The sequence below is a fragment of the Pseudomonas sp. B392_1p genome (genome assembly GCF_052245235.1).
Taxonomy (GTDB): Bacteria; Pseudomonadota; Gammaproteobacteria; order Pseudomonadales; family Pseudomonadaceae; genus Serpens; species Serpens gallinarum.
The window spans coordinates 82,252-104,780 of record NZ_JBQPXM010000012.1; the positions used below are offsets into that span (position 1 = coordinate 82,252).

Annotated in this window: 20 protein-coding genes; 14 read left to right on the forward strand and 6 right to left on the reverse strand. The window is 63.0% G+C overall.

All coding sequences use genetic code 11. From position 1 onward, the window contains the following. Nucleotides 1-41: 41 nt before the first annotated feature. The 4 genes from ACTV8E_RS16565 to ACTV8E_RS16580 form a co-directional block, all read right to left on the reverse strand. Nucleotides 42-2,126: an EAL domain-containing protein gene (locus ACTV8E_RS16565; protein WP_443200225.1), complete on the reverse strand. Its 2,085-nt coding sequence runs from the start codon at nucleotides 2,124-2,126 to the stop codon at nucleotides 42-44. A gap of 300 nt (nucleotides 2,127-2,426) precedes the next feature. Next, a complete protein-coding gene (asd, locus tag ACTV8E_RS16570; protein ID WP_443200226.1) occupies nucleotides 2,427-3,296 on the reverse strand; it encodes an archaetidylserine decarboxylase in 870 nt (289 codons plus the stop codon). A 115-nt stretch (nucleotides 3,297-3,411) separates the two neighbouring features. Then, nucleotides 3,412-4,230 carry a rhodanese-like domain-containing protein gene (locus ACTV8E_RS16575; protein WP_251837444.1) on the reverse strand — a complete coding sequence of 273 codons (819 nt, stop codon included), beginning with the start codon at nucleotides 4,228-4,230 and terminating at the stop codon, nucleotides 3,412-3,414. A gap of 44 nt (nucleotides 4,231-4,274) precedes the next feature. Next, complete coding sequence (locus tag ACTV8E_RS16580; RefSeq protein WP_443200227.1) at nucleotides 4,275-5,816, reverse strand: HDOD domain-containing protein; 1,542 nt, start codon at nucleotides 5,814-5,816, stop codon at nucleotides 4,275-4,277. A gap of 107 nt (nucleotides 5,817-5,923) precedes the next feature. Between ACTV8E_RS16580 and motA the strand changes: the two genes are divergently transcribed. Both motA and motB read left to right on the forward strand, forming a co-directional pair. Next, nucleotides 5,924-6,775: a flagellar motor stator protein MotA gene (motA, locus tag ACTV8E_RS16585; protein ID WP_251837446.1), complete on the forward strand. Its 852-nt coding sequence runs from the start codon at nucleotides 5,924-5,926 to the stop codon at nucleotides 6,773-6,775. Nucleotides 6,776-6,784: 9 nt separating this feature from the next. Next, entirely contained in the window at nucleotides 6,785-7,762 is a 978-nt protein-coding gene (gene motB, locus ACTV8E_RS16590; RefSeq protein WP_443200228.1) for a flagellar motor protein MotB, read from the forward strand. Nucleotides 7,763-7,836: 74 nt separating this feature from the next. Here motB and rsgA read toward each other — a convergent pair whose 3' ends face one another. Continuing rightward, nucleotides 7,837-8,856, reverse strand: a complete 1,020-nt coding sequence (gene rsgA / locus ACTV8E_RS16595; protein ID WP_443200229.1) for a small ribosomal subunit biogenesis GTPase RsgA — start codon at nucleotides 8,854-8,856, stop codon at nucleotides 7,837-7,839. Nucleotides 8,857-8,938: 82 nt separating this feature from the next. Between rsgA and orn the strand changes: the two genes are divergently transcribed. Continuing rightward, entirely contained in the window at nucleotides 8,939-9,481 is a 543-nt protein-coding gene (orn, locus tag ACTV8E_RS16600) for an oligoribonuclease (RefSeq protein WP_273538041.1), read from the forward strand. Nucleotides 9,482-9,719: 238 nt separating this feature from the next. On the opposite strand, the gene queG is transcribed toward orn, so the two are convergent. Continuing rightward, nucleotides 9,720-10,793, reverse strand: a complete 1,074-nt coding sequence (gene queG, locus ACTV8E_RS16605) for a tRNA epoxyqueuosine(34) reductase QueG (protein WP_443200230.1) — start codon at nucleotides 10,791-10,793, stop codon at nucleotides 9,720-9,722. A 57-nt stretch (nucleotides 10,794-10,850) separates the two neighbouring features. Between queG and ACTV8E_RS16610 the strand changes: the two genes are divergently transcribed. The 11 genes from ACTV8E_RS16610 (at nucleotide 10,851) to ACTV8E_RS16660 (ending at nucleotide 22,500) form a co-directional block, all read left to right on the forward strand. Beyond that, nucleotides 10,851-12,365 (forward strand): NAD(P)H-hydrate dehydratase, encoded by a 1,515-nt coding sequence (locus ACTV8E_RS16610; protein WP_443200231.1) that lies wholly within the window; start codon nucleotides 10,851-10,853, stop codon nucleotides 12,363-12,365. Then, the gene (gene tsaE, locus ACTV8E_RS16615; RefSeq protein ID WP_443200232.1) at nucleotides 12,353-12,820 is read left to right on the forward strand and encodes a tRNA (adenosine(37)-N6)-threonylcarbamoyltransferase complex ATPase subunit type 1 TsaE; all 468 of its coding nucleotides are present in this window, start codon (nucleotides 12,353-12,355) and stop codon (nucleotides 12,818-12,820) included. Before ACTV8E_RS16610 ends, tsaE begins: the two co-directional genes overlap by 13 nt. Nucleotides 12,821-12,837: 17 nt before the next feature. After that, the gene (locus ACTV8E_RS16620) at nucleotides 12,838-14,244 is read left to right on the forward strand and encodes an N-acetylmuramoyl-L-alanine amidase (RefSeq protein WP_286010377.1); all 1,407 of its coding nucleotides are present in this window, start codon (nucleotides 12,838-12,840) and stop codon (nucleotides 14,242-14,244) included. Continuing rightward, nucleotides 14,241-16,130, forward strand: a complete 1,890-nt coding sequence (gene mutL / locus ACTV8E_RS16625; protein WP_443200233.1) for a DNA mismatch repair endonuclease MutL — start codon at nucleotides 14,241-14,243, stop codon at nucleotides 16,128-16,130. Before ACTV8E_RS16620 ends, mutL begins: the two co-directional genes overlap by 4 nt. 112 nt (nucleotides 16,131-16,242) lie before the next feature. Then, nucleotides 16,243-17,211 carry a tRNA (adenosine(37)-N6)-dimethylallyltransferase MiaA gene (gene miaA / locus ACTV8E_RS16630; RefSeq protein WP_443200234.1) on the forward strand — a complete coding sequence of 323 codons (969 nt, stop codon included), beginning with the start codon at nucleotides 16,243-16,245 and terminating at the stop codon, nucleotides 17,209-17,211. 72 nt (nucleotides 17,212-17,283) lie between these two features. Beyond that, on the forward strand, nucleotides 17,284-17,538 hold the full coding sequence (gene hfq / locus ACTV8E_RS16635) for an RNA chaperone Hfq (protein WP_251837455.1): 255 nt from the start codon (nucleotides 17,284-17,286) through the stop codon (nucleotides 17,536-17,538). Nucleotides 17,539-17,551: 13 nt separating this feature from the next. Continuing rightward, the gene (hflX, locus tag ACTV8E_RS16640) at nucleotides 17,552-18,853 is read left to right on the forward strand and encodes a ribosome rescue GTPase HflX (protein ID WP_251837456.1); all 1,302 of its coding nucleotides are present in this window, start codon (nucleotides 17,552-17,554) and stop codon (nucleotides 18,851-18,853) included. 95 nt (nucleotides 18,854-18,948) lie between these two features. Then, nucleotides 18,949-20,130, forward strand: a complete 1,182-nt coding sequence (hflK, locus tag ACTV8E_RS16645; protein WP_273538050.1) for an FtsH protease activity modulator HflK — start codon at nucleotides 18,949-18,951, stop codon at nucleotides 20,128-20,130. Continuing rightward, complete coding sequence (gene hflC / locus ACTV8E_RS16650) at nucleotides 20,130-20,999, forward strand: protease modulator HflC (protein WP_251837458.1); 870 nt, start codon at nucleotides 20,130-20,132, stop codon at nucleotides 20,997-20,999. Before hflK ends, hflC begins: the two co-directional genes overlap by 1 nt. A 104-nt stretch (nucleotides 21,000-21,103) precedes the next feature. Then, nucleotides 21,104-21,289, forward strand: a complete 186-nt coding sequence (locus ACTV8E_RS16655; protein WP_251837459.1) for a DUF2065 domain-containing protein — start codon at nucleotides 21,104-21,106, stop codon at nucleotides 21,287-21,289. A gap of 23 nt (nucleotides 21,290-21,312) precedes the next feature. Continuing rightward, nucleotides 21,313-22,500: an ATP phosphoribosyltransferase regulatory subunit gene (locus ACTV8E_RS16660; protein ID WP_443200235.1), complete on the forward strand. Its 1,188-nt coding sequence runs from the start codon at nucleotides 21,313-21,315 to the stop codon at nucleotides 22,498-22,500. Nucleotides 22,501-22,529 lie beyond the last annotated feature (29 nt).

Sequence of the window (22,529 nt, forward strand, 5' to 3'; positions counted from 1 at the left end):
GGACACTCTAGTCCTCGCTGGGCAGAAGAAACTGACCGTGGTCAGCCTTCGTCGCCCGAGCTGAAGTCGTAATCCATCGCACGACTGGGCGCCTGCAAATACAGGCCCTGGATGTAGTTGACGCCGGCCTGCCAGAGCGTGGCCAAGGCGCTGGCGCTTTCTACCCCTGGAATAACGGTCAGCTTGGCCTGGGCATGCAGGCTGGCCAGCATATCTTTGAGCGTTTGCTGGTTCTCGGCCTGGTGCAGTTCCTGGGCGAAGGAGCTGTCCAGTTTGACGAAGTCCACTTCCAGGTGCTTGAGCGTATTGAACGGGTTGACGCCGCAGCCGAACTGGCTCAGGGCGACCTTGCAGTGCAGCTGATGTAAGCCCTGGGTGAGAGCTTTGGCTTGCTTCAGGTAGGTGGTGGCGGCGGTTTCATTGAACTGCAGAGCCAGGGCGTCGGCCGGCAAGCGCGCGGCTTGCAGGGTGGCGCTGAGCCAGGGCAACAGACCAGGGTCTTGCAGACTGGCCTCGCCCAAGTGCACGAACAGGCGCGTGATATGTCCCTTCTGGCGATGGGCGGCCAGCATCTTGATGGATGTGAGCAGCACCCAGCGGTCGATCTTCGCGGCCAGCCCGGCTTCCTGAGCGACGGCGAGGAAGTCGCCGGGCAGGATCTCCTCACCCTGGGGATTGAGCAGCCGCAGCAGGACTTCGTAATGTTCGACGTCATCCCCGCGCAGGCTGATGATCGGCTGGAACAGCAGCTGGAAACTGTTGGTGTCCAGGGCCTGCTGAAGCATGGCGACCACGTTGCCGCGGTTGGCCTCGGCGGCCAGCTCGTCGGCCGGATCGTACAGAGTCAGAGTATTGCCCGTGCTATGGGTGTCGGCGCAGCGGTGGGCGCGGTCGACCACGGTTTGTGCGCGGGGCGTTTTCTCATTGAGGCCGGCAACACCGATCGAGAGGCTGACCTGTGCGGTGCGACCATTCACCTCGAACAAGTGCGCCTCGACCCGCTGCAGCAGCGCTGCCAAGGCCGGACGGCTCTGCTCGGGTGTCTGGCCCGGCTGTAATACGGTGAACACATCGTCACCAAAACGGGCCAGCTGGGCCTCGGCTGGGAAGTGCGCGCGCAGCAGGCCGGCCAGATCGGTGAGCAGCAGGCCGATGTCGGCAATACCGATATCAGCCAGCAGGGTGGAGTACTGATCAAGGCGGATGTACGCGAGGCTGGCCGGCTGGCCGGCGTTGACCGCGCGTTGCGCGGCGGCGTCCATCAGCTCGAGGAAATAGGTGCGGTTGTACAGGCCAGTCACCAGGTCCTGACTGCTGATTTCGCGCAGACGCTCCTCCAGCTCGGCATTGTCGGTGTCGCAGCGGATGACGACTTGGATGCACGGCTCGCCGTCGTAGGCCGCGGGTGACAAACTCATGCGTGCCTTGAAGGTGTCACCCGCGCTTTTCACGCCGCTGCAGCTGAGCTCGGCTCCGCCTTCCGGGCTCTGGTAATTTTTCAGGAAGTCCCGGAAGGCGCTTTGGTCGGCGCTGTCGATCAGGTCGATCATCGGCATGCCTTCCAGTTCATCCGCATCGACATAGTCGAACAGTTCCAGGTAGGCCCGGTTGGCATAAATGTGCATGCCTTCGTGGACATAGGCGATGGCGTCAACCGAGCTGTCGAGGAGCAGTTGGCAGCGTTTCTCCGCCTCGCGCAGGGCCACTTCGGCGGCACGGCGGGCGCGGCGCTCCGCCAGGTTGGCCAGCTCGCGGTTGGCCACCAGGATCAGGCGCTCGTCGTCGCCTTGGGGCAGGGCGTCCTGTGCACCACTGGTCATGGCCGTGGTAATGGCATCGCTGATGTCGGCCGCGTTTCCAGGCTCGACCAGTTGAATCACCGGGATGTCCTTGGCCTGACGACGAATCGCCTGGATCGCATCGTCAGGCGACAGCCCCTGGCTGGTGGGTGCGTTGATCAGCAGATCCCAGCTGTGGTCCAGCGCGGCCTGCAAGTCGGCGGCCGAGCTCAGGCGCTGTACGCGGGTGGCGCGCCCGGCGTTGCGAAACAGATTGACCAGGCGCTCGGCCTCGTTCTGGGAGTCTTCGAGAATCAGCAGGCGAACAGTTTTCTTATCGATGGCCATGGGTAATGGATTCGGCCGAATGGGCGAAAAAAAGCGATGGATGGAGTGACTGGAATCTAGCCAGCGCCTCGAGGAGGAGTCAAAGCCTTCCCGTGTGACGGGGCGCTGGTATGTCGAAGCTGTGACGGGTGTCCCGTTGGGAGCGCAAGGGTTCGAGCCGCTGCGCGGCATCCTGGCTGCGTTGGAACATGGGGGAGGCGTGTGGGGGAGGAACAAGAGGGGATGCTGCTGCGTTGAGATCAGCCGGTGGCGGACCGAAGGGACGCCGCGCTGCGAGGCAGCGCGGCAGTACCACGTGGCTTATTCGGCGGTGGTCAGGCCCAGGCGCTGGCCCATGCAGACGCCGCTCAAGGGGCCGAGCTCTTCAGCCCAGCGTACCTGGTCGGGCCCGATCAGCACGATGGCCGTGGAACCGAGCTTGAAACGGCCCAGCTCCGCACCTTTTTCCAAGTGAATCGGCGCACGGGCCGCTTCGTCGTAACGGAAGGTCTTCAGCTCGCGCTTGGGCGGCGTGACCAGTCCGGCCCAGACGGTTTCGATGCTCGCCACGATCATCGCGCCGACCAGCACCACGGCCATCGGTCCGCGTTCGGTGTCGAACAGGCAGACGACGCGCTCATTGCGGGCGAACAGTTCCGGGACGTTTTCCGCCGTGGTCTGGTTGACCGAGAACAGCTTGCCCGGCACGTAGACCATCTCGCGCAGGGTGCCGGCCAGCGGCATGTGCACGCGGTGATAATCCTTGGGCGACAGGTACACGGTGGCAAACGCACCGCCCATGAAGGGCGCGGCGCGGTCTGCGTCGCCGCCGAGCAGCTCCAGAGCGCTGAAGCTGTGCCCCTTGGCCTGGAAGATGCGGCCATTGCTGATGGCGCCCAGCTGACTGACCGTGCCGTCGGCCGGACAGAGAATCGCGCCGGGGGTCGGGTCCAGAGGGCGGGCATCGTCTTTTAGCGCACGGGTGAAGAAGGCGTTGAAGTTCTCGTAGGCGTCGAGCTGTTCGACTTGCGCCTGGCTCATGTCCACCTTGAAGTGCTCGGCGAAGCGGCGAATGAAGGCGTTCTTGAACCAGTTGACCCGGCATTCCGCCACGCAGCCGGCCAGGCGCGAAAGCAGATGATGCGGCGTCAGGTACTGACTGAGGATGAACAGGCGGTCTTTGATGGACATGGATGTTCCTTTGAAAAACTTCTATTTAGCGGATAAGTAGGCTGATCGCCTGTACGAGGCGGCCAGCAAAGGGTTTACAGGCAGTGCAGAACTGTCGATACACGCCTCCGGCTTGCTACAGCTCGACGGGAGTGTCCGGATGGTTACCCCATTCCGACCAGGACCCGGCGTAGCCTTTCACCCGCCGATAACCGAGCGCCTTGGCCACCAGGTAGGTGAAACCGGAGCGGTGATGGGTGTGGCAATGGGTAATGATTTCCTTGTCGGCGGTGATGCCCAGGGATTGCAAGTGTTCGGCGATATCGTCACGGATGCGCAGGGCGCGTCCCTTGTCCATGCCGGCGGTCCATTCGAAGTTTATCGCGCCGGGCACGTGCCCGGCTTTGGCCGCGAGCACTTTCTCGCCGCGGTATTCCGCCGGCGAGCGGGCATCCCAGACCACCAGGTCGGGCGCGCCGAGACGGCTGTTCAGGTAGTCGAGGGTGGCAGTGGGCTCGTCGTGCAGAATCAGCGGCAACGGGCCGCCGGCGCTGGGTGGCACCGCTGTGGATAGCGGCAAGCCGGCTTCCAGCCAGGCGTGCAGCCCGCCGTTCAGGTAGTGATAGCGACCGTGACCGATCACGTCGAGCAGCCAGATGAAGCGTCCGGCCCAGCCGCCGCCTTCATCGTCATAGACCACGTAGACGGCGTCGGGATTATGGCCCAGCTCACCGAATAGCTGCTCCAGCTGTTCGCGCGCCGGCAGCAGGCCCGGTGCGGGGGGCTGTGCCCACTGGGTGCGCTTGGGATCGACGAAGCGTGCGCCCGGTAGATGGCCTTCGGCGTAGCGCGCGGCACTGGTCAGGTCGACCAGAATCAGTTGCGCGGCATCCAGGCGCTCCTGCAGGTCAGCGGGCTCGATGACCAGCGGCAGAGCGGTGAAGCAGTCGGTCATGGCGAATTCCATGGCTGAAAAAGGGGCTGATTGTAGCGCAACGCTCAGCGAGCGCGTTGGCTGAAGGTCAGCAGTGCGCGTTCGATGCAGCGGGTGGTTTTCTCGACCAGGCGCAGGTGCGTTGCGGAGAACGGCACCCCGTGCTGGTCGGCAATCAGCAGTATCACGCCGCGCCCGTGCAATCCCAGGGTGCCCAGCAGCAAATGCCGGTTCGGAAAGTGGTGCGTGAGCAGCGGAGGCAACTGCGCGGCATACTCGCCAAAATTGTCCGCTGAAATATGCAGCAGCCGAGGCTGCTCGATCAGTTTACTGAGCAGTGCCGAACGTCCAGGGTCGAGCTTCAAGCGCGGACCGTTGGCCGTTAGGCCGGACTGATGTTGCGCGATCAGTTGCCCCTGACGGTCGGTCACCAGCAGCGCGCTGCGCCGCAGCCCGCAGGCAAACAAGGCGGCAGCCGCGCCGCTCACCAGTTGCGGCAGGTTGGCGAACGGACTGGGCTGTTGTAGCAGTTGGGCGCATTGGCGCTGCCAGTCTTCGCGCTGGAAGAAACTGGATAGTTGGGCGGCGGGCTCTGCCGGTGGGCTGCGGCGACAGCCAGGCGGCCAGACCAGCGCCTGGGCCGGATGCCAGAGCGATTGCAGCGATGAAGCTTGGCTGAGCTGGCGGGCACTGATCACCGCCTGTCGATGGCTGTGCTGCTGCACATGCTCCAGTGGGTGCTGCAAAAACAGCCCACTGAGCCGCTGCCAGCGCAGGCTGTGGCGGTCATCCCAGGCCTGGTGCGCGGCGAGTGCCAGAGCATTGCTGAACAGTACGCTGTTGGCCGGGCGGCTCAGCCAGTGGCGCAGTGGCGGGGCGATATTCTGAGCCTGCTGAGGCTGCGGGCCGCGCCTGCGGGCGAGACGCAGCGCTTGGATCAATGAGGCGCGCTCATCATCGAGTGCCTGATAACCCTGAGCTATCCAGGGTGACAGGCGCCAATGCCGCACGAGTGCCAGGCCCAGCGTAACCAGCGGCACGCCGAATAGCTCGAGCTCCACCTGGCGCGCGGGGCGGCGTTCGCCGAAGACCCGTGCCGCCCAGCGCAGGATGAGGTCCGGATGGGCCATGGACAAGGTCCAGAACGGCGCGAAAAACAGCAGGGTGTTCCACTGCACCTCCAGACTGAGGTGGGGCAGCGCCGGGACGAACAGGCCGCCGGCCTGCTGGCGTGCGTGCTGACTGATCACGTACAGCTGGCGCAAGGGCAAAGGCGTTTGTTCGTTGCCCATAACCGGTAACTCGCCCAGCAGCGCTTCAGCGCGCCGCAGGCCGAGGCGGGCCAGGGCGGTTTCGAGGTTGTCTGCGGGTTCGGCCAGGCTGCTGGAGCGGCGACGGTTGGCATCTCGCAGTACCGCCAGGGCCAGGGCCGGGCTGGAAAGCATGGCCTGGGCTATTTCGCGCAGCGAACTGGTGGGCCGGTGCAATGCCTGCAGCAGATCGCGACGGGTTTCCCGGGTGATGGGCAGGACGACGCTGTCCAGATGCTCGATCCAGGCGTCGAGAGATTGAGGCGGCAAGGCTGGAGCAGATAGACGCGTGGCCATTGATCGGTCTTTTAGATGAGAGTGGCTTCAGTTTGCCGCAAAGGCGCCGATAACAGGTGAGTACATCTCATCACCCGCTTATCCACCCGTCAGCAGCTTTCGAGATCATGGCAAAAATCATCGGTATCCTCGTCGTCTTTTTTAGTGTGCTGGGTGGCTTCGTGCTGGCTGGCGGCAAGCTGATGGCGCTTATTCACCCTTTTGAATTTCTGATTATCGGTGGCGCCGCGCTGGGCGCTTTCATTCAGGGCAATCGCGGCAAGACCTCGTGGTTGGTGGTGAAAAAGTCGCTGCGCATGTTCAGCACGCGGTATACGCACGCCTACTACCTGGAAGTGCTGCGCCTGGTCTATGAAATTCTCAACAAGAGTCGCCGCGAAGGAATGATGGCCATCGAAGGCGATATCGAGGAACCCTACGAGAGTCCAATCTTTGCCAAGTACCCGAGTGTGCTGAACGATGAACGGATGATCGCGTATATCTGCGATTACCTGCGCATCATGACGTCCGGCAACATGGCGCCCCATGAGCTGGAGAATCTGTTCGAAATGGAACTGGCCAGCCTCAAGGAAGAGCTGGAGCTGCCCGCACATTCCATAGGGCGAGTTGCGGACTCCCTGCCGGGCTACGGCATCGTTGCCGCGGTGCTGGGCATCGTGATCACCATGGCCCTGCTCGGCGAGGCCAATCAGGCGGCGATCGGCCAGAGCGTGGCGGCAGCGCTGGTGGGCACCTTCCTCGGCATTATCGCCGCCTATGGCTTCATCGGTCCGCTGGCCGTGTGCCTGGAACAGGATGCCCGCGAAGAACTGAACGTGTACGAAGCGATAAAGGCCAGCCTGATTGCCTCGGCCTCCGGCCTGCCGCCGACCCTGGCGGTGGAATTTGGTCGCAAGGTGCTGATGCCCGGACATCGACCCAGCTTTGCTGAGCTGGAACAGGCCGTGCGCGGGAGCTGATCAGCCATTATGGAAAACAGCCAGCCGATCATCATCAAACGCGTCAAGCGCTATGCCAGCAATACCCATGGTGGCTCTTGGAAAATCGCCTTTGCTGATTTCATGACCGCCATGATGGCGTTCTTCCTGGTGCTCTGGCTGCTGTCCACAGCCACGCCCCTGCAGCGGGCCATCATCTCCGGTTACTTCAAGGACCCGGTGGGGTTTACCGAGACGGCCAGCCCGCACGTGATTGATTTGGGCGGTACGCCGACCCCGGCGCCGGAGCGCACCCAGAACATCGAACAGGATGGCGTGATGAGCGAGGCGCAGCCTCAGGTGGTGTCTACCGAGGAAATCAGCACGCTGTCGGCCCTGCTGGAGTTCGAGCGCATGGAAATGCTGCGCATCGAGCTGCAGAACAAGATTGAGGAAAGCCCCGAGCTGCAGCGCTTCAAGGATCAGGTGCTTATCGAGAGCACCCGTGACGGCTTGCGCATTCAGATCATGGATGCCGAGAACCGGCCGATGTTCGACTTGAGCAGCGCACGCATGCAGCCCTATTTTGAAGACATCCTGCTGGCCATGGCTGACACCCTCGCCCTGGTGCCGAACAAGCTCAGTATTAGTGGCCATACCGACGCCCGGCAATACAGCTCCAAGGATTTCGCCGGCAATTGGGAATTGTCCACCATGCGCGCCAACGCGGCGCGACGCGCGTTGGTCGCCGGCAGTTACCCGGAGGAGCAGGTGGCTCAGGTGGTGGGCTATGCCTCATCGGCGCTGTTCGATCGCGCCGACCCCTTCAGTCCGATGAACCGGCGCATCGATATTGTCGTGCTGACCCGCAAGGCCCAGCAGGCGCTGGAAGGCGAACCGAACAATGCCTGGGGTCGGGATGCGGAGCGCCCAGCCCAGGAAGATCCGCTGCCCGCCGAGGAGGTGCGCGAGCGCTTGAACCTGTTCCGCGACGGTCCGTTACAAATGGACGAGCTCAAGCAGCAGTAGTCGCGGTTTCGACTGCAAAAAAATCCCCGCGGGTTGTGCGGGGATTTTTTGTCTGCTCGATAGGCGCGCAAATTCTAGTATTCGTCCTCAGGCAAGCTGGCCAGGATATGCCGATAGCTGGCCATGCGTTGTGGCTGGATGCGTCCCTCTTCCAGTGCCTGGAGAAGCGCACAGCCTGGTTCGCGGTCATGCTTGCAGTCACGAAAACGACAGTGCCCGAGCAAGTCGCGAAACTCGATAAAGCCGGCCTCCACGTCGTCACGACTGACATGCACCAGGCCGAACTCGCGGATACCGGGGGAGTCGATCAGTTCGCCGCCGTTGGGGAAGTGGAACAGGCGCGCGGTGGTCGTGGTGTGCGTGCCCTTGCCGGTCAGCTCGGACAACGCGCCGACGCGAATATCCACGCCCGGCAGCAGGCTGTTAACCAGCGACGACTTGCCCACTCCGGACTGCCCGACAAACACGCTGACATGGTTGTCCAGCGCCGCCTGCAAAGCCGTCATGCCGTCGCCCTCGTGGGCGGAGACTTCCAATACCGGATAGCCGAGCTGGCGGTAGGTGGTCAGCAGGCTCTCCACGTGCGGCGCGTTATCGGCATCCAGCAAGTCGGCCTTGTTGAGCAGCAGCAGCGGATGGATGCCGGCATGTTCGGCGGCGATCAAATAGCGGTCGATCAGGTTGGCGTGCGGGTGCGGCAACGGGGCGAAGACGATGACGATCTGGTCGACGTTGGCAGCCACCGGCTTGAGCTGCCCGCGGCTATCCGGGCGGCACAGCTCGGTGTCACGCGGCAGCTGGGCGACAATCACGCCGTGGCCCTGATTGCCGGCGCGCCAGACTACGCGATCGCCGGTTACCAGGGTCGGCAGGTTGGCGCGCAAGTGGCAACGGTAAAGTTCGCCTTCGCTGTCCTCGATTTCCACCTGGACACCGAAGTGGGCAATCACCAGGCCGGGCTGTTCGCCGCCCAGATCGCCGCCTTCCAGCTCTTCGAGTAGGCGCGATTCGCGCTTGGCGGCACGGGCCGCACGTTCTTCCTGGATCTTCTCGATGCGCCAGTTTTGCCGGCGGTTGAGTTGGCGTTTGGCCATGAGGGTTCCGCTGCGTGGAAATGGCGCGCAGTCTAGCATGCGGTGACTGTTAAACTGTGCGCCATCAGCCGAGGAGCCCAGCATGCAAAACCCAAATAACCTGATCTGGATCGACCTGGAAATGACCGGTCTGAACCCCGACCAGGACGTGATCATCGAGATGGCGACCATCGTCACCGACAGCAACCTCACGGTGCTGGCCGAAGGGCCGGTGATTGCCGTGCACCAGAGCGATGAGCGCCTGGCCGCCATGGACGAGTGGAATACCCGTCAGCACGGTGGTTCCGGTCTGACCCAACGGGTGCGCGACAGCCGTATCTCCACAGCTGAGGCCGAGGCGCAAACCCTCGCCTTCCTAGAGCAGTGGGTGCCCAAGGGCGCGTCGCCAATTTGTGGCAATACCATTTGTCAGGACCGGCGCTTTTTGTATCGTTACATGCCGACCCTGGAAGCCTATTTCCACTACCGCAACCTGGACGTCTCGACGCTGAAAATTCTCGCCGGTCTGTGGGCGCCGCAGGTGCGCGACAGTTTCACCAAGGGCGGCACCCACCTGGCGCTGGACGACATTCGCGAATCCATCGCCGAGCTGCGTCACTACCGCGAGCATTTCCTCAAGGTATAAACCGTGCCGCAAAGGGGCGCTTGGGTGCTTTTTGAATGGCCTCCTAACCAACTTGCGGAGTCACCATGGCCCCGCCCGATGGATCGATAGAGCGCGATCCATCCTACGCTTCTACCGCGAGCACTTTCTCAAGGTGTGAGGCCAGGATAGGAATAGCGCGCCCAGGTGTCTTTGAATGTAGGAGCCAGCTTGCTGGCGATCCGTTGCAAAACATCCGTAATCGCCAGCAAGCTGGCTCCTACAAGGCACCGTCAGGCTGATGCTGCGCCAGCGCCCAGGCCACGTGTTCGCGCACCAGTTCCGAGGGATGCTCGCGGCGCAGCTGCAGTGCTTCGAGCACCGCAATCGTCGTCGGCGCGTTGCCCAATCCGACTGCCAGGTTGCGCAGCCAGCGTTCGTAGCCGGCGCGGCGCAGCGGCGAGCCTTCGGTGCGGCTTAAAAACTCCTCTTCCGTCCAGCGAAACAGCGTTGCCAGTTCTGTGTTGTCCAGGCCGTGGCGCGGCTGGAAATCGCCTTCGGCAGTGGGCTTGGCGAAGCGGTTCCAGGGGCAAACCAGCTGGCAATCGTCGCAGCCGAATACCCGGTTACCGATCAGGCTGCGCAGCTCTTCAGGAATCGAGCCTTTGAGCTCGATGGTCAGGTAGGAAATGCAGCGTCGCGCATCCAGCAGTTGCGGGCCGACGAAGGCAGCAGTCGGGCAGATATCCAGGCAGGCCTGGCACGAGCCGCAGTGGTGCTTGGTGTGAGGCGTGTCCACCGGCAACGGCAGGTCGACAAACAGCTCGCCGAGAAAGAACCAGCTACCGGCCTGCTTGTTCAGCAGCAGCGTATTCTTGCCGATCCAGCCCAGCCCGGCCTGGTTAGCCAGGGCCTTTTCCAGCACCGGTGCGCTGTCGACGAAGGCGCGATAGCCGAACGGACCGACCTGCGCCTGGATGCGCTCGGCCAATTGCTGCAGGCGCTTACGAATTAGCTTGTGATAGTCGCGGCCCAGGGCGTAGCGCGATACATAGGCCTTGTCCGCCTCCTGCAGGCGCTGGGCCATCTGCGTGTCGCCAGGCAGGTAATCCATGCGTACCGACACCACGCGCAGGGTGCCGGGCACCAGTTCGTGCGGGCGTGAACGCTTGTGTCCGTGGGCCGCCATATAGTCCATCTCGCCGTGCAGGCCAGCCTCCAGCCAGCGCTGTAGATGGGCTTCGTGCTCGCCCAGTTCGACCCCGGCGATGCCCACTTGCTGGAAGCCGAGTTCGCGTCCCCAGTCCTTGATGGCATGGGCCAGTTGGTCGAGATCAAGCGTTGTAACAGACATGGCAAACGGAAACCGCAGGTTAGGTGCGTATAATTCTGCCAGACAACGGAGATAGCCATGGTGTATTCACGCGACGATCTGCCCACCGACCTGTATTCAGCCGCCCAGGTGCGTGACCTCGACGCTCGGCTGGTTGCTGCCGGCACGCCCGGTTTCGAGCTGATGCAACGTGCTGCCCACGCCGCCTGGCGGGCGCTGCGCCAGCGCTGGCCACAGGCGGGAAGCGTCACGGTGCTGGCCGGACGCGGCAACAACGCCGGCGATGGTTACCTGATCGCGACTCTGGCGGCCCGCGCCGGCTGGTCGGTATGCGTGCTGGCGGTGGACGATCCCCAGCAGTTGCAGGGCGATGCGGCGCAAGCCCACGCCGAGGCACGTGCGGCCGGTGTGAACATCCAGCCCTGGGGCTCTACCGCGCCGCTGGACGGCGTCCTGGTGGATGCTCTGCTGGGCATTGGCTTGAGCGGTGCGGTGCGCGAGCCGTATGCGCAAGCCATCGACCAGGCCAATGCCAGCGGATTGCCGATCCTGGCGGTGGATATCCCCTCCGGCCTGTGCGCCGACACGGGCCGAGAGTTGGGCGTGGCGATCCGTGCCGAACTGAGCGTGACCTTTATCGCGCTCAAGTTCGGCCTGTTCACGGGCAATGGCCCGGATCTGGTCGGCGAACTGATCTTTGCCGATCTGCTGGATGAAGAGCGGGGCGCTCAGGTTCACCGGCAGGCACAAGGGCCGATGCTGGCGCAACGGCTGACCAGCATCACCACGCCCCGCTTGGCACCGCGAGCGCGCACCGCCCACAAGGGGCAGTTCGGCCATCTGCTGGTGATCGGTGGTGAACGCGGCATGGGCGGTGCGGCCTTGCTGGCCAGCGAAATGGCGTTGCGCGGCGGCGCCGGGTTGGTGTCCCTGGGCACCCGCACGGAGCACTTGAGCGCTGCGCAAACCCGTTGCCCGGAGGTGATGAGCCGTGGGTTGGCGTCGGCCAATCAGCTGCTGCCCTTGATCGAAGGCGCCAGTCATCTGGTGGTGGGCCCAGGCCTTGGCCAGGGCGCCTGGGGTCGTAGCCTGCTGTCGGCGGTCGCGGCGAGTGACAGGCCGCAAGTCTGGGATGCCGATGCGCTGAATCTGCTGGCGGCGGGCGTGGTCCAATTGCCAACCGCTGCGCTTATTACCCCGCATCCGGGCGAGGCAGCGCGCTTGCTGGACACGGATACGGCGGCTGTGCAGGCCGACCGGCGTGGTGCGGCCCTGGCGCTGGCGCAACGTTTCAATGCGGTGGTGGTACTCAAGGGCGCTGGCAGCCTGGTGGCGGCCCCGGGCGGGCGGCTGCGGTTGTGCGATCACGGCCATCCGGCGATGGCCAGCGCCGGGTTGGGTGATGTGCTCGCCGGTTTGCTGGGTGCGTTGTGCGCCCAGGGCTTGGACGCTTTCGAGGCAGCCTGTCTGGGCGTCTGGCTGCATGCGCGGGCCGGCGAACGCGTGGGCGCGCTGGGGCGCGGGTTGCTGGCCAGTGATCTGATCGACGTTGTCCGTGAATTGTTGGAGGAACATGCACCATGTCTGAAATAAGCCTGTTCGCCGCCGATGAGGAGGCCATGTATGCCGTCGGGGCGCGGCTGGCTGAGGTCAGCGAAGGGTGCGGGGTGATCTACCTGCACGGCGACCTGGGTACCGGCAAGACCACGCTGTCACGCGGCATCGTGCGTGGCCTGGGTCATCAGGGCGCGGTCAAGAGCCCAACATTTACCCTGGTCGAGCCCTATGAGCTGGGCGAGCGTTGGGTGTATCACTTCGATCTGTATCGCCTGGCCGATCCGGAGGAGCTGGAGTTTCTCGGCATTCGCGACTATTTCGCCGGCGACGCCTTGTGCCTGGTGGAATGGCCGCAACGGGGCGCCGGTGTTTTGCCAAAGGCTGACCTGGACATTACCATTGACGCCCATGACGGCGGTCGCAGGCTACGGCTGCGTGCGCAGAGCCCGCGCGGCGAAGCCTGGTGTATGGCACTGGCGTTGCCCGCATGAACCGAATGGGAATTTTTATGCGCGTGCCCACTATGCTTGCCGGCGTGCTGGTGCTGCTGATGTCCATGGTCGCTGACGTGCTCGCGGCAGCCGATGTACGCAGCGTGAGGCTGTGGCGGGCACCAGACAATACCCGCCTGGTCTTCGACCTGACTGGCCCGGTGAAGCACAATATGTTCACCCTGACCGCCCCGGAACGCCTGGTGATCGATGTGCAGGGCGCGCAGATGACGACGCCGCTGGAGCAGCTCTCCTTCGACAATACCCCGATCACGGCCCTGCGTTCGGCGCAGCGCTCGGCCAATGAGCTGCGCATGGTCATCGACCTGGGCGCCGCGGTCAGCGCGAAGAGCTTCAGCCTGCCGCCCAACCAGCAGTACGGCCATCGCTTGGTGGTTGACCTGTATGACAAGGGCGCGGCGCCACCCGTGCCGGCCACGCAGGCGACCGCACCCGCCCAGCCCGTGCTGACGTTGCCGCCGGTTACCAGTGCCAAACGCGATGTGCTGATAGCCATCGATGCCGGTCATGGCGGCGAAGACCCCGGCGCGCTCGGCCCCAAGGGTCTCAAGGAAAAGGACGTGGTGCTGGCCATCTCCAAGGAGTTGCAGCGCTTGATCAATGCCGAGAAAGGCTACAAGGCGCAGCTGGTGCGCACCGGCGATTACTTTATCCCCCTGCGCAAGCGCACCGAGATCGCCCGCAAGATGGGGGCCGATCTGTTCATCTCCATTCATGCCGATGCGGCGCCGCGCACCGCCGCATTCGGCGCCTCGGTATTCGCCCTGTCGGATCGCGGCGCCACATCGGAAACGGCGCGCTGGCTGGCGGACAGTGAAAACCGTTCCGACTTGATCGGCGGGGATGGCGGCGTCAGTCTGGATGACAAGAACCCGATGCTCGCCGGTGTGCTGCTGGATTTGTCGATGACCGCCACGTTGTCTTCCAGCCTGGATGTCGGCCAGAAGGTGCTGGGCCACATGGGGCGTATTACCTCGCTGCACAAGAAGCGCGTTGAACAGGCTGGTTTCATGGTGCTGAAATCACCGGACATACCCTCGATTCTGGTGGAAACCGGTTTCATCACCAACCCTGCCGAAGCCAGCAAATTGCAAAGCAAACGGCATCAGCAGGCGCTGGCCAGTTCGATTCACAGCGGCGTGCGGCAGTTTTTCCAGCAAAGCCCGCCGCCGGGCACCTACCTGGCCTGGTTGCGTGACTCCAAGCAGTCCACGCAATTGGCGCAGATCGCGCAAGGGCCACGTACCCATGTGGTCAGTGCCGGGGAAAACCTGCTGAAGATCTCCCAGCAGTACGGCGTCAGCCTGGCCAGTCTGCGCAGTGCCAACCGCCTCAGGGGCGACACCATTAAGGTCGGCCAGACCCTGTCCATTCCAGCCACCACATTGGCGATTCAACCATGAGTGATGTGCACCGTATCCAACTGCTCAGTCCGCGGCTGGCCAACCAGATTGCCGCGGGCGAAGTGGTCGAACGGCCGGCCTCAGTAATCAAAGAATTGCTGGAAAACAGCCTGGACGCCGGTGCCCGGCGAATCGATGTAGAGATCGAGCAAGGCGGCGTCAAGTTGCTGCGCGTGCGCGATGACGGGCGGGGAATACCCGCCGATGATCTGCCACTTGCGCTGGCCCGCCATGCCACCAGCAAGATTCGCGCGCTGGAAGACCTCGAGCAGGTGATGAGCCTGGGTTTTCGCGGCGAGGCATTGGCTTCGATCAGCTCGGTGGCGCGCCTGACCCTGACCTCGCGCACCGTCGAGGCTAGCGAGGCCTGGCAGGTAGAGACCGAGGGCCGCGACATGGAAGCCCGTGTGCAACCCGCCGCGCATCCGGTGGGCACCACCGTGGAAGTGCGCGACCTGTTCTTCAATACCCCGGCGCGGCGCAAGTTCCTGCGCGCCGAGAAGACCGAATTTGACCATCTGCAGGAAGTCATCAAGCGCCTGGCGCTGGCGCGCTTCGAGGTGGCTTTCCACTTGCGCCACAACGGCAAGAGCGTGCTGGCCCTGCATGAGGCGCGCGACGAACATACCCGCGCGCGACGTGTCGCGGCGGTCTGCGGTTCGGCGTTTCTCGAGCAGGCGCTGCCCATCGAGATCGAGCGCAACGGCGTGCGCCTGTGGGGCTGGGTCGGGTTGCCGACGTTCTCCCGCAGTCAGGCGGACCTGCAGTATTTCTATGTCAACGGCCGCATGGTGCGCGACAAGCTGGTGGCCCACGCAGTGCGTCAGGCGTATCGCGACGTGCTGTTCAATGGCCGGCATCCAACCTTCGTGCTGTTTCTGGACGTTGATCCGACGGTGGTCGATGTCAACGTGCACCCGACCAAGCATGAGGTGCGGTTTCGCGACAGCCGCATGATCCACGACTTCCTCTATGGCACCCTGCACCGGGCGCTGGGCGAGGTGCGCCCGGAGGACCAGTTGGCTGCACCGGCGGCGGTTGCCCCCATGGTGCGTGCAACGGGTATCGAGGCGGGCGAGTTCGGCCCGCAGGGCGAGATGGGTCTGGCTGCCAGTTTGCTGGAGCGCACCGCCAGCGAGCCGGGCTGGAGCCCGCCGCAGGGCGCCGGTTATCAGGGTGGCGCGTATTCGCCGCGCCCGGCACAAGCCACACCAGTTGCCGAGCTTCAAGGGGCCTATCGCGAATATTTCGCGCCCCTGGCCCAGGCGACTGAGCACAGCATGCCGCAGGCGGCGGATGATATTCCCCCGCTGGGCTATGCCCTGGCGCAGCTCAAGGGCGTATTCATCCTCGCCGAGAACGCGCAGGGCCTGGTGCTGGTGGACATGCATGCGGCCCATGAGCGGATCACCTACGAGCGTTTGAAAATCGCCATGGTTAGTGAAGGCCTGCGTGGGCAGCCGCTGCTGGTGCCCGAGTCCCTGGCGGTCAGTCAGCGCGAGGCGGATTGCGCCGAGGAGCACCAAGAATGGTTCCAGCGTCTGGGCTTCGAGCTGCAGCGCCTGGGCCCAGAAAGCCTGGCGGTCAGGCAGATTCCGGCCTTGCTCAAGCAGGCCCAGGCCACCCGGCTGGTGCAGGATGTGCTCGCGGATTTGCTGGAATATGGCAGCAGCGACCGCATCCAGGCGCACCTCAACGAATTGTTGGCGACCATGGCCTGCCACGGTGCGGTGCGTGCCAACCGGCGCCTGACCTTGCCGGAAATGAACGCCCTGCTGCGCGACATGGAAAACACCGAGCGCAGCGGCCAATGCAACCATGGCCGACCGACCTGGACGCAGCTGGGCATGGACGATCTCGACAAGTTGTTTATGCGCGGGCGCTGACCGACGATTGCCTGCAGAACCCGGAGCTGACGAGCGCGCAGCTCCGTGCCGTTCGGCTTGCAGCCTGGCGAGTGCCGCCTGAAACCATCCAGCCTTTATTTGAGCCATGCCCATGTCCGCCCTGCCTCCCGCCATCTTCCTCATGGGCCCGACCGCTGCCGGCAAGACCGACCTGGCGCTCGAGTTGGCGCAGGCATTGCCCTGCGACCTGATCAGTGTCGATTCGGCATTGATTTATCGCGGCATGGATATCGGCACGGCAAAACCGTCGCCCGAGCTGCTGGCGCAATTTCCCCATCGGCTGATCGATATCCGTGATCCGGCAGAAAGCTATTCGGCGGCCGAATTTCGCGCCGATGCGCTGGCCGCCATGGCGGAGATCACCGCGCGCGGCCGAATTCCCCTGCTGGTTGGCGGCACCATGCTGTATTACAAGACCCTGCTGGAAGGGTTGGCTGACATGCCCAGCGCCGATCCGGCACTACGCGCGGAGCTGGAGGCGCGGGGGGAAAGAGAAGGCTGGGCGTCCCTGCATGCGCAGCTCGCCGAGTTCGATCCGCAGTCGGCAGCGCGAATTCATCCCAATGATCCGCAGCGATTGGTGCGCGCCCTGGAGGTTTATCTGCTCAGTGGCCAGAGCATGAGTGAGCATCGGCGTTTGCAGGCAGAAAAAAATGCTCCGGGCGCGGATGCACGCAGTGGATTCCCTTATACTGTCGCGCAATTCGCCATTGCACCGGCCCAGCGCCATATCCTGCATGAACGTATTGCCCAGCGTTTTCACGTCATGCTGGAACAAGGCTTTATCGAAGAGGTCGAAGCCCTGTTCCAGCGAGATGACTTGCACACCGGGTTGCCATCTATACGTTCGGTAGGTTATCGCCAGGTTTGGGCTTACCTTCAAGGCGAGCTGACGCGAGCGCAAATGGTCGAGCGCGGCATTATTGCCACGCGACAATTGGCCAAGCGGCAAACCACCTGGTTGCGCAGCTGGAATAATCTGCAGTGGCTGGACAGCCAGGCACGTGACAATTTGTTGCGCGCCTTGAAATGCCTGGAGACGGGCTCCATATTGGCCTGACCTTCATTTCTGCTGTCTATTCTTGGGTGGATGGCATCTTTTTTATACTTTTGTTCGATAGGAGTTAGGCACATGTCAAAAGGGCACTCGCTACAAGACCCTTACCTCAATACGCTACGTAAGGAGCGCGTTCCGGTTTCCATCTATCTGGTCAACGGCATCAAACTGCAGGGCCAGATCGAGTCCTTCGACCAGTTTGTAATTTTGCTGAAAAATACTGTCAGCCAAATGGTTTATAAACACGCCATTTCCACTGTTGTGCCGAGTCGTCCGGTGCGCTTGCCCACCGCTGGCGAGTCCGAATCGGCCGAACCGGGCAATGCCTGAGTAGGGGGTAGTCTTGCTCTTCGAACGCCCTGATGGCGGAGAACGGGCCATTCTGGTTCACTTGGATGGCCAAGACCCCGAAGCGCGTGAAGACCCGCAAGAATTCCAGGAGCTGACGCGTTCGGCTGGTGCAGACACGGTGGCTTTCATCAACGTGTCACGGCATCAGCCCAGCGCGAAGTTTCTGATCGGTAGCGGCAAGGTCGAAGAAATTCGCGACCTGGTTGCCGCCCATGAAGTCGAACTGGTCATCTTCAATCACACCCTCACCCCGAGCCAGGAGCGCAACCTGGAGCGGGAGTTCGAGTGCCGGGTACTGGATCGCACTGGCCTGATTCTGGATATTTTCGCCCAGCGCGCCCGTACCCACGAAGGCAAACTGCAGGTCGAACTGGCTCAACTCGAACACATGAGTACGCGGCTGGTGCGCGGCTGGACCCACCTGGAGCGGCAGAAGGGCGGTATCGGTCTGCGCGGACCAGGGGAAACCCAGCTGGAAACCGACCGCCGCCTGCTGCGTGTACGTATCCGGCAAATCAAATCTCGCCTGGAAAAGGTCCGCAGTCAGCGTGAGCTGGCACGTCGGGGGCGTCGTCGTGCCGAGATCCCTGCGGTATCGCTGGTGGGCTATACGAACGCCGGTAAATCAACGCTGTTCAATGCGCTGACCACATCCGACGTGTACGCCGCCGACCAGCTGTTCGCCACGCTGGACCCAACCTTGCGTCGGTTGGAGCTGGACGATATCGGTCCGGTGATTCTCGCGGATACGGTGGGTTTCATTCGCCATTTGCCGCACAAGTTGGTTGAGGCCTTTCGGGCCACGCTGGAAGAGTCCAGCAACTCGGATCTGCTGTTGCACGTGATCGACGCCTTCGAGCCTGAACGCGACGCACAGATCGAGCAGGTCATGGCCGTACTGGGTGAAATTGGCGCCGATGAGTTGCCGATTCTTGAGATCTACAACAAGATCGACCTGCTTGACGGGGTCGAGCCGCAGATTCAACGCAATGCCGAAGGCAAGCCGCAGCGGGTCTGGTTGTCGGCGCGCGACGGCAGTGGTCTCGAGTTGCTGGGCCAGGCGATTACTGAACTGCTCGGCGATGACCTGTTTGTTGGCACCTTGCGTCTGCCGCAGACCCTGGCGCGTCTGCGTGCGCAATTTTTCGACCTGGGCGCGGTGCAGAGCGAAGAGCACGATGAGCAGGGCGACTGTGTTTTGTCCGTGCGACTGCCGCGCATCGAGCTGAATCGGCTGGTCAGCCGCGCAGGATTGCGGCCTACTGAGTTTCTGGAGCAACACACTTTGCAATAAAGCCCATGCCGGCGGCTTTGCCGCCAGGTAGTGGCATTGGTAGCATTCATCGGCGCGCCGTTGGCGCGTCTTCGCTTTATCAGATGGAGAGCGCTATGGCTTGGAATGAGCCGGGTGGCAACTCGAACAATCAGGATCCTTGGGGCGGTCGCCGCGGGGGCGGCGGCGGTGGAGATCGCAAAGGCCCGCCTGATCTGGACGAGGCCTTCCGCAAGCTGCAGGACAGCCTGAACGGCATGTTTGGTGGCAAGAAGAAAAGTGGTGGCAATGGTTCCGGCGCGGGCGCCGGCAAGGCGGGCGGTATTGGCCTGATCGCCATTGTCGTTGCCGTATTGGCCGCTATGTGGCTATACAGCGCGATTTATGTGGTGGACGAGCAGGAGCAGGCCGTGGTGCTGCGCTTCGGCAAGTACTATGAAACCGTCGGGCCTGGCCTGAACATGTACTTCCCGCCCATGGACCGCAAGTTCCAGGAGAACGTGACCCGCGAGCGGGCCTACTCCAAGCAGGGGCAGATGCTCACCGAAGACGAGAATATCGTCGAGGTGCCGCTGACCGTGCAATACAAGATCACCAACCTGCAGGACTTCGTGCTCAACGTCGACCAGCCGGAAGTCAGCTTGCAGCACGCCACCGACAGCGCCCTGCGCCACGTGGTGGGCTCGACCAACATGGATCAGGTGCTGACCGAAGGCCGTGAGCTGATGGCCACGGAAACCCGTGAACGCCTGCAGCGCTTCCTCGACAACTATGGCACCGGCATCACCGTGACCCAGGTCAACGTGCAAAGCGCCGCCGCGCCTAAGGAAGTGCAGGAAGCCTTCGATGACGTGATCCGCGCCCGCGAAGACGAGCAGCGTGAAAAGAACCAGGCCGAGACCTACGCCAATGGCGTGATCCCGGAAGCCCGTGGCCAGGCCCAGCGCATCATCGAGGAAGCCAACGGCTACCGTGATGCCGTGGTATCCCGTGCCGAAGGTGAGGCCGATCGCTTCAGCAAATTACTGGTGGAATACCGCAAGGCGCCCGAAGTGACCCGCGAACGCCTGTACCTGGACACGCTGCAGGAAGTCTTTGCCAATACCAGCAAGGTGCTGGTAACCGGTGAGAACGGCCAGAACAACCTGCTCTATCTGCCGCTGGACAAGATGGTCCAGGGTCGCGCTCCGGCCGCCGCGCCGGCGCAGGGTGCCGCCACGCCGAGCAGCAGCGACACCGCTGCACGGATTGTCCGTGAAATGGAGCAGCGAGATCTGCGTTCGAGGGAGAGCCGCTGATGAGCAATAAATCGCTGGCCGCCCTGATTGTCGGTGTGGCCGTGGCGCTGGTCGCCTGGAATAGTTTCTTTATCGTGTCGCAGACCGAGAAGGCGGTGCTGTTGCGCTTCGGCAAGGTGGTCGAAGGTGATCTGCAGCCGGGCTTGCATGTGAAGATCCCCATGGTCGACAAGGTGCGCAAGTTCGATGCGCGTCTGCTGACCCTGGACAGCAACACGTCGCGCTTCCTGACCCTGGAAAAGAAAGCGGTGATGGTTGATGCCTTCGCCAAATGGCGTGTGGCGGATGCCGAGCAGTTCTATACCGCGACTTCAGGCCTCAAGCAGATCGCCGACGAGCGTCTGGCACGCCGTCTGGATTCCGGGCTGCGAGACCAGTTCGGTAAACGTACCTTGCATGAAGTGGTGTCGGGCGAGCGTGATGCGCTGATGGCCGAAATCACCGCTTCGATGGATCGCATGGCGCGTAGCGAGCTGGGTATCGAGGTGCTGGATGTGCGGGTCAAGGGCATTGACCTGCCGCGTGAGGTGAACCGCAGCGTATTCGAGCGCATGAGCACCGAGCGTGAGCGCGAGGCGCGCGAACACCGTGCCAAGGGTCGTGAGCTGGCCGAGGGGATTCGTGCTGACGCTGATCGCCAGCGCCGCGTACTGCTCGCCGAAGCCTATCGCGAAGCCGAAGAAACCCGAGGTGACGGGGATGCCAAGGCGGCAGCCATCTACGCTGCGGCGTACACCAAGGACCCGGAGTTCTACTCGTTCCACCGCAGTTTGCAGGCGTACCGCGACAGTTTTGCGGACAAGAGCGACGTGTTGGTGCTGGATCCCAATAGTGACTTCTTCCGCTACCTGAGAAGCAGCAGCCGCTGACTGACCACCCGGCGAGCACACGTGTTCGCCGGGTGACCGGTTGTTAAAACATTGTTATCATCCGCCGGCCGGGAACAGCCCGGCTTTTTTGCGTCTGCGGAATCATGTGGCAAGAAATCGGCATCGCTTTGTGTCTAATGCTGGTGCTGGAAGGCATCCTGCCTTTCGTGTGCCCGCAGCGATGGCGCGAGGCGTTCAGTCAGCTCTTACAGCTGCACGACCGTCAATTGCGACTGATGGGGCTGGCCAGCATGCTGCTGGGCACCGCCCTCCTGTATTTGCTTCATTAAGGTTTGCCCAGGGGAGAGGCGAAATGGCTACGGTAGATCGCTGGCTGCTGCCAGATGGCATCGAAGAAGTACTGCCGCCGGAAGCGGCGCGCATCGAGGCTGCCCGTCGTCAGGTCCTCGACCTGTTTCAACGCTGGGGTTATGAATTCGTCGTGACCCCACACATTGAATACATCGAATCCCTGCTCACTGGCGCAGGCCAGGATCTGGATCTGCGCACCTTCAAAGTGACCGATCCGCAGACCGGTCGGCAGATGGGCTTTCGCGCCGATATCACGCCGCAAGTGGCCCGCATGGATGCCCACAGCCTGCGTCGCGAAGGCCCGAGCCGATTGTGCTACGCCGGCAGCGTGCTGCATGCGCGACCGCGAGCGCTGAGCACCTCGCGCAGCCCGATCCAGCTGGGCGCCGAGCTGTACGGCGATGCCAGCCCAGCATCGGATGTAGAAGTCATCAGCCTGATGCTCGACATGCTCGATCTGGCCGCGGTGCCGAACGTGCACATGGATCTGGGACATGTCGGCATCTATCGCGGTCTGGCCGTGGCTGCCGGGCTGTCAGGTGCCGCTGAAGAGAAATTGTTCGACGCCTTGCAGCGCAAGGCGGTGGATGAGGTCGCCGAGCTCACCGCCGAGTTGCCGGTTCCGCTGGCCAAGATGCTGCGTGCCCTGAGCGAGCTATGTGGCGGTCGTGAAGTGCTTGATCTGGCTCGCGCTCGCCTGGTGGAGGCGCCAGCATCGGTACAGGCCGCACTCGACGAATTGATCGGCATCGCCGACCAGCTAGAAATGCGTTATCCGGAGCTGCCGTTGTATTTCGACCTGGGTGAGCTGCGGGGGTATCACTATCACACGGGAGTGGTGTTCGCCGCCTTTGTGCCGGGTGTCGGGCATTCCATCGCCCAAGGTGGCCGGTATGACGACATCGGTGCCGATTTCGGCCGTGCACGTCCGGCCACCGGTTTTTCCACCGACCTCAAATCATTGGTGAGCCTGGGAGAGATGAATGATGGTGCCTGCCCGGCTGGCATTTGGGCGCCGGACAGCCATGATTTCTATCTTTGGCGCACCGTGCAGCAGTTGCGACGTAACGGTGAGCGTATCGTCCATGCTCTGCCGGGGCAGACGCCGGATGCTGCCCAAGAAGCCCATTGCGATCGCCAGCTGATGTTGGTTAATGGCCAATGGCAAGTTGTTGCCCTGAATTTCTAAGTGTTTCCGCCGGCGGCGCCGGCAACCGA

Coding starts and splice junctions, on each gene's coding strand:
- hflK (WP_273538050.1), top strand. CDS start 18,949: ATGGCTTGGAATGAGCCGGGTGGCAACTCGAACAATCAGGATCCTTGG.
- ACTV8E_RS16655 (WP_251837459.1), top strand. CDS start 21,104: ATGTGGCAAGAAATCGGCATCGCTTTGTGTCTAATGCTGGTGCTGGAA.
- mutL (WP_443200233.1), top strand. CDS start 14,241: ATGAGTGATGTGCACCGTATCCAACTGCTCAGTCCGCGGCTGGCCAAC.
- motA (WP_251837446.1), top strand. CDS start 5,924: ATGGCAAAAATCATCGGTATCCTCGTCGTCTTTTTTAGTGTGCTGGGT.
- orn (WP_273538041.1), top strand. CDS start 8,939: ATGCAAAACCCAAATAACCTGATCTGGATCGACCTGGAAATGACCGGT.
- ACTV8E_RS16620 (WP_286010377.1), top strand. CDS start 12,838: ATGCGCGTGCCCACTATGCTTGCCGGCGTGCTGGTGCTGCTGATGTCC.
- tsaE (WP_443200232.1), top strand. CDS start 12,353: ATGTCTGAAATAAGCCTGTTCGCCGCCGATGAGGAGGCCATGTATGCC.
- motB (WP_443200228.1), top strand. CDS start 6,785: ATGGAAAACAGCCAGCCGATCATCATCAAACGCGTCAAGCGCTATGCC.
- ACTV8E_RS16580 (WP_443200227.1), bottom strand. CDS start 5,816: ATGGCCACGCGTCTATCTGCTCCAGCCTTGCCGCCTCAATCTCTCGAC.
- miaA (WP_443200234.1), top strand. CDS start 16,243: ATGTCCGCCCTGCCTCCCGCCATCTTCCTCATGGGCCCGACCGCTGCC.
- rsgA (WP_443200229.1), bottom strand. CDS start 8,856: ATGGCCAAACGCCAACTCAACCGCCGGCAAAACTGGCGCATCGAGAAG.
- ACTV8E_RS16575 (WP_251837444.1), bottom strand. CDS start 4,230: ATGACCGACTGCTTCACCGCTCTGCCGCTGGTCATCGAGCCCGCTGAC.
- ACTV8E_RS16565 (WP_443200225.1), bottom strand. CDS start 2,126: ATGGCCATCGATAAGAAAACTGTTCGCCTGCTGATTCTCGAAGACTCC.
- ACTV8E_RS16660 (WP_443200235.1), top strand. CDS start 21,313: ATGGCTACGGTAGATCGCTGGCTGCTGCCAGATGGCATCGAAGAAGTA.
- hflC (WP_251837458.1), top strand. CDS start 20,130: ATGAGCAATAAATCGCTGGCCGCCCTGATTGTCGGTGTGGCCGTGGCG.
- queG (WP_443200230.1), bottom strand. CDS start 10,793: ATGTCTGTTACAACGCTTGATCTCGACCAACTGGCCCATGCCATCAAG.
- hfq (WP_251837455.1), top strand. CDS start 17,284: ATGTCAAAAGGGCACTCGCTACAAGACCCTTACCTCAATACGCTACGT.
- asd (WP_443200226.1), bottom strand. CDS start 3,296: ATGTCCATCAAAGACCGCCTGTTCATCCTCAGTCAGTACCTGACGCCG.
- ACTV8E_RS16610 (WP_443200231.1), top strand. CDS start 10,851: ATGGTGTATTCACGCGACGATCTGCCCACCGACCTGTATTCAGCCGCC.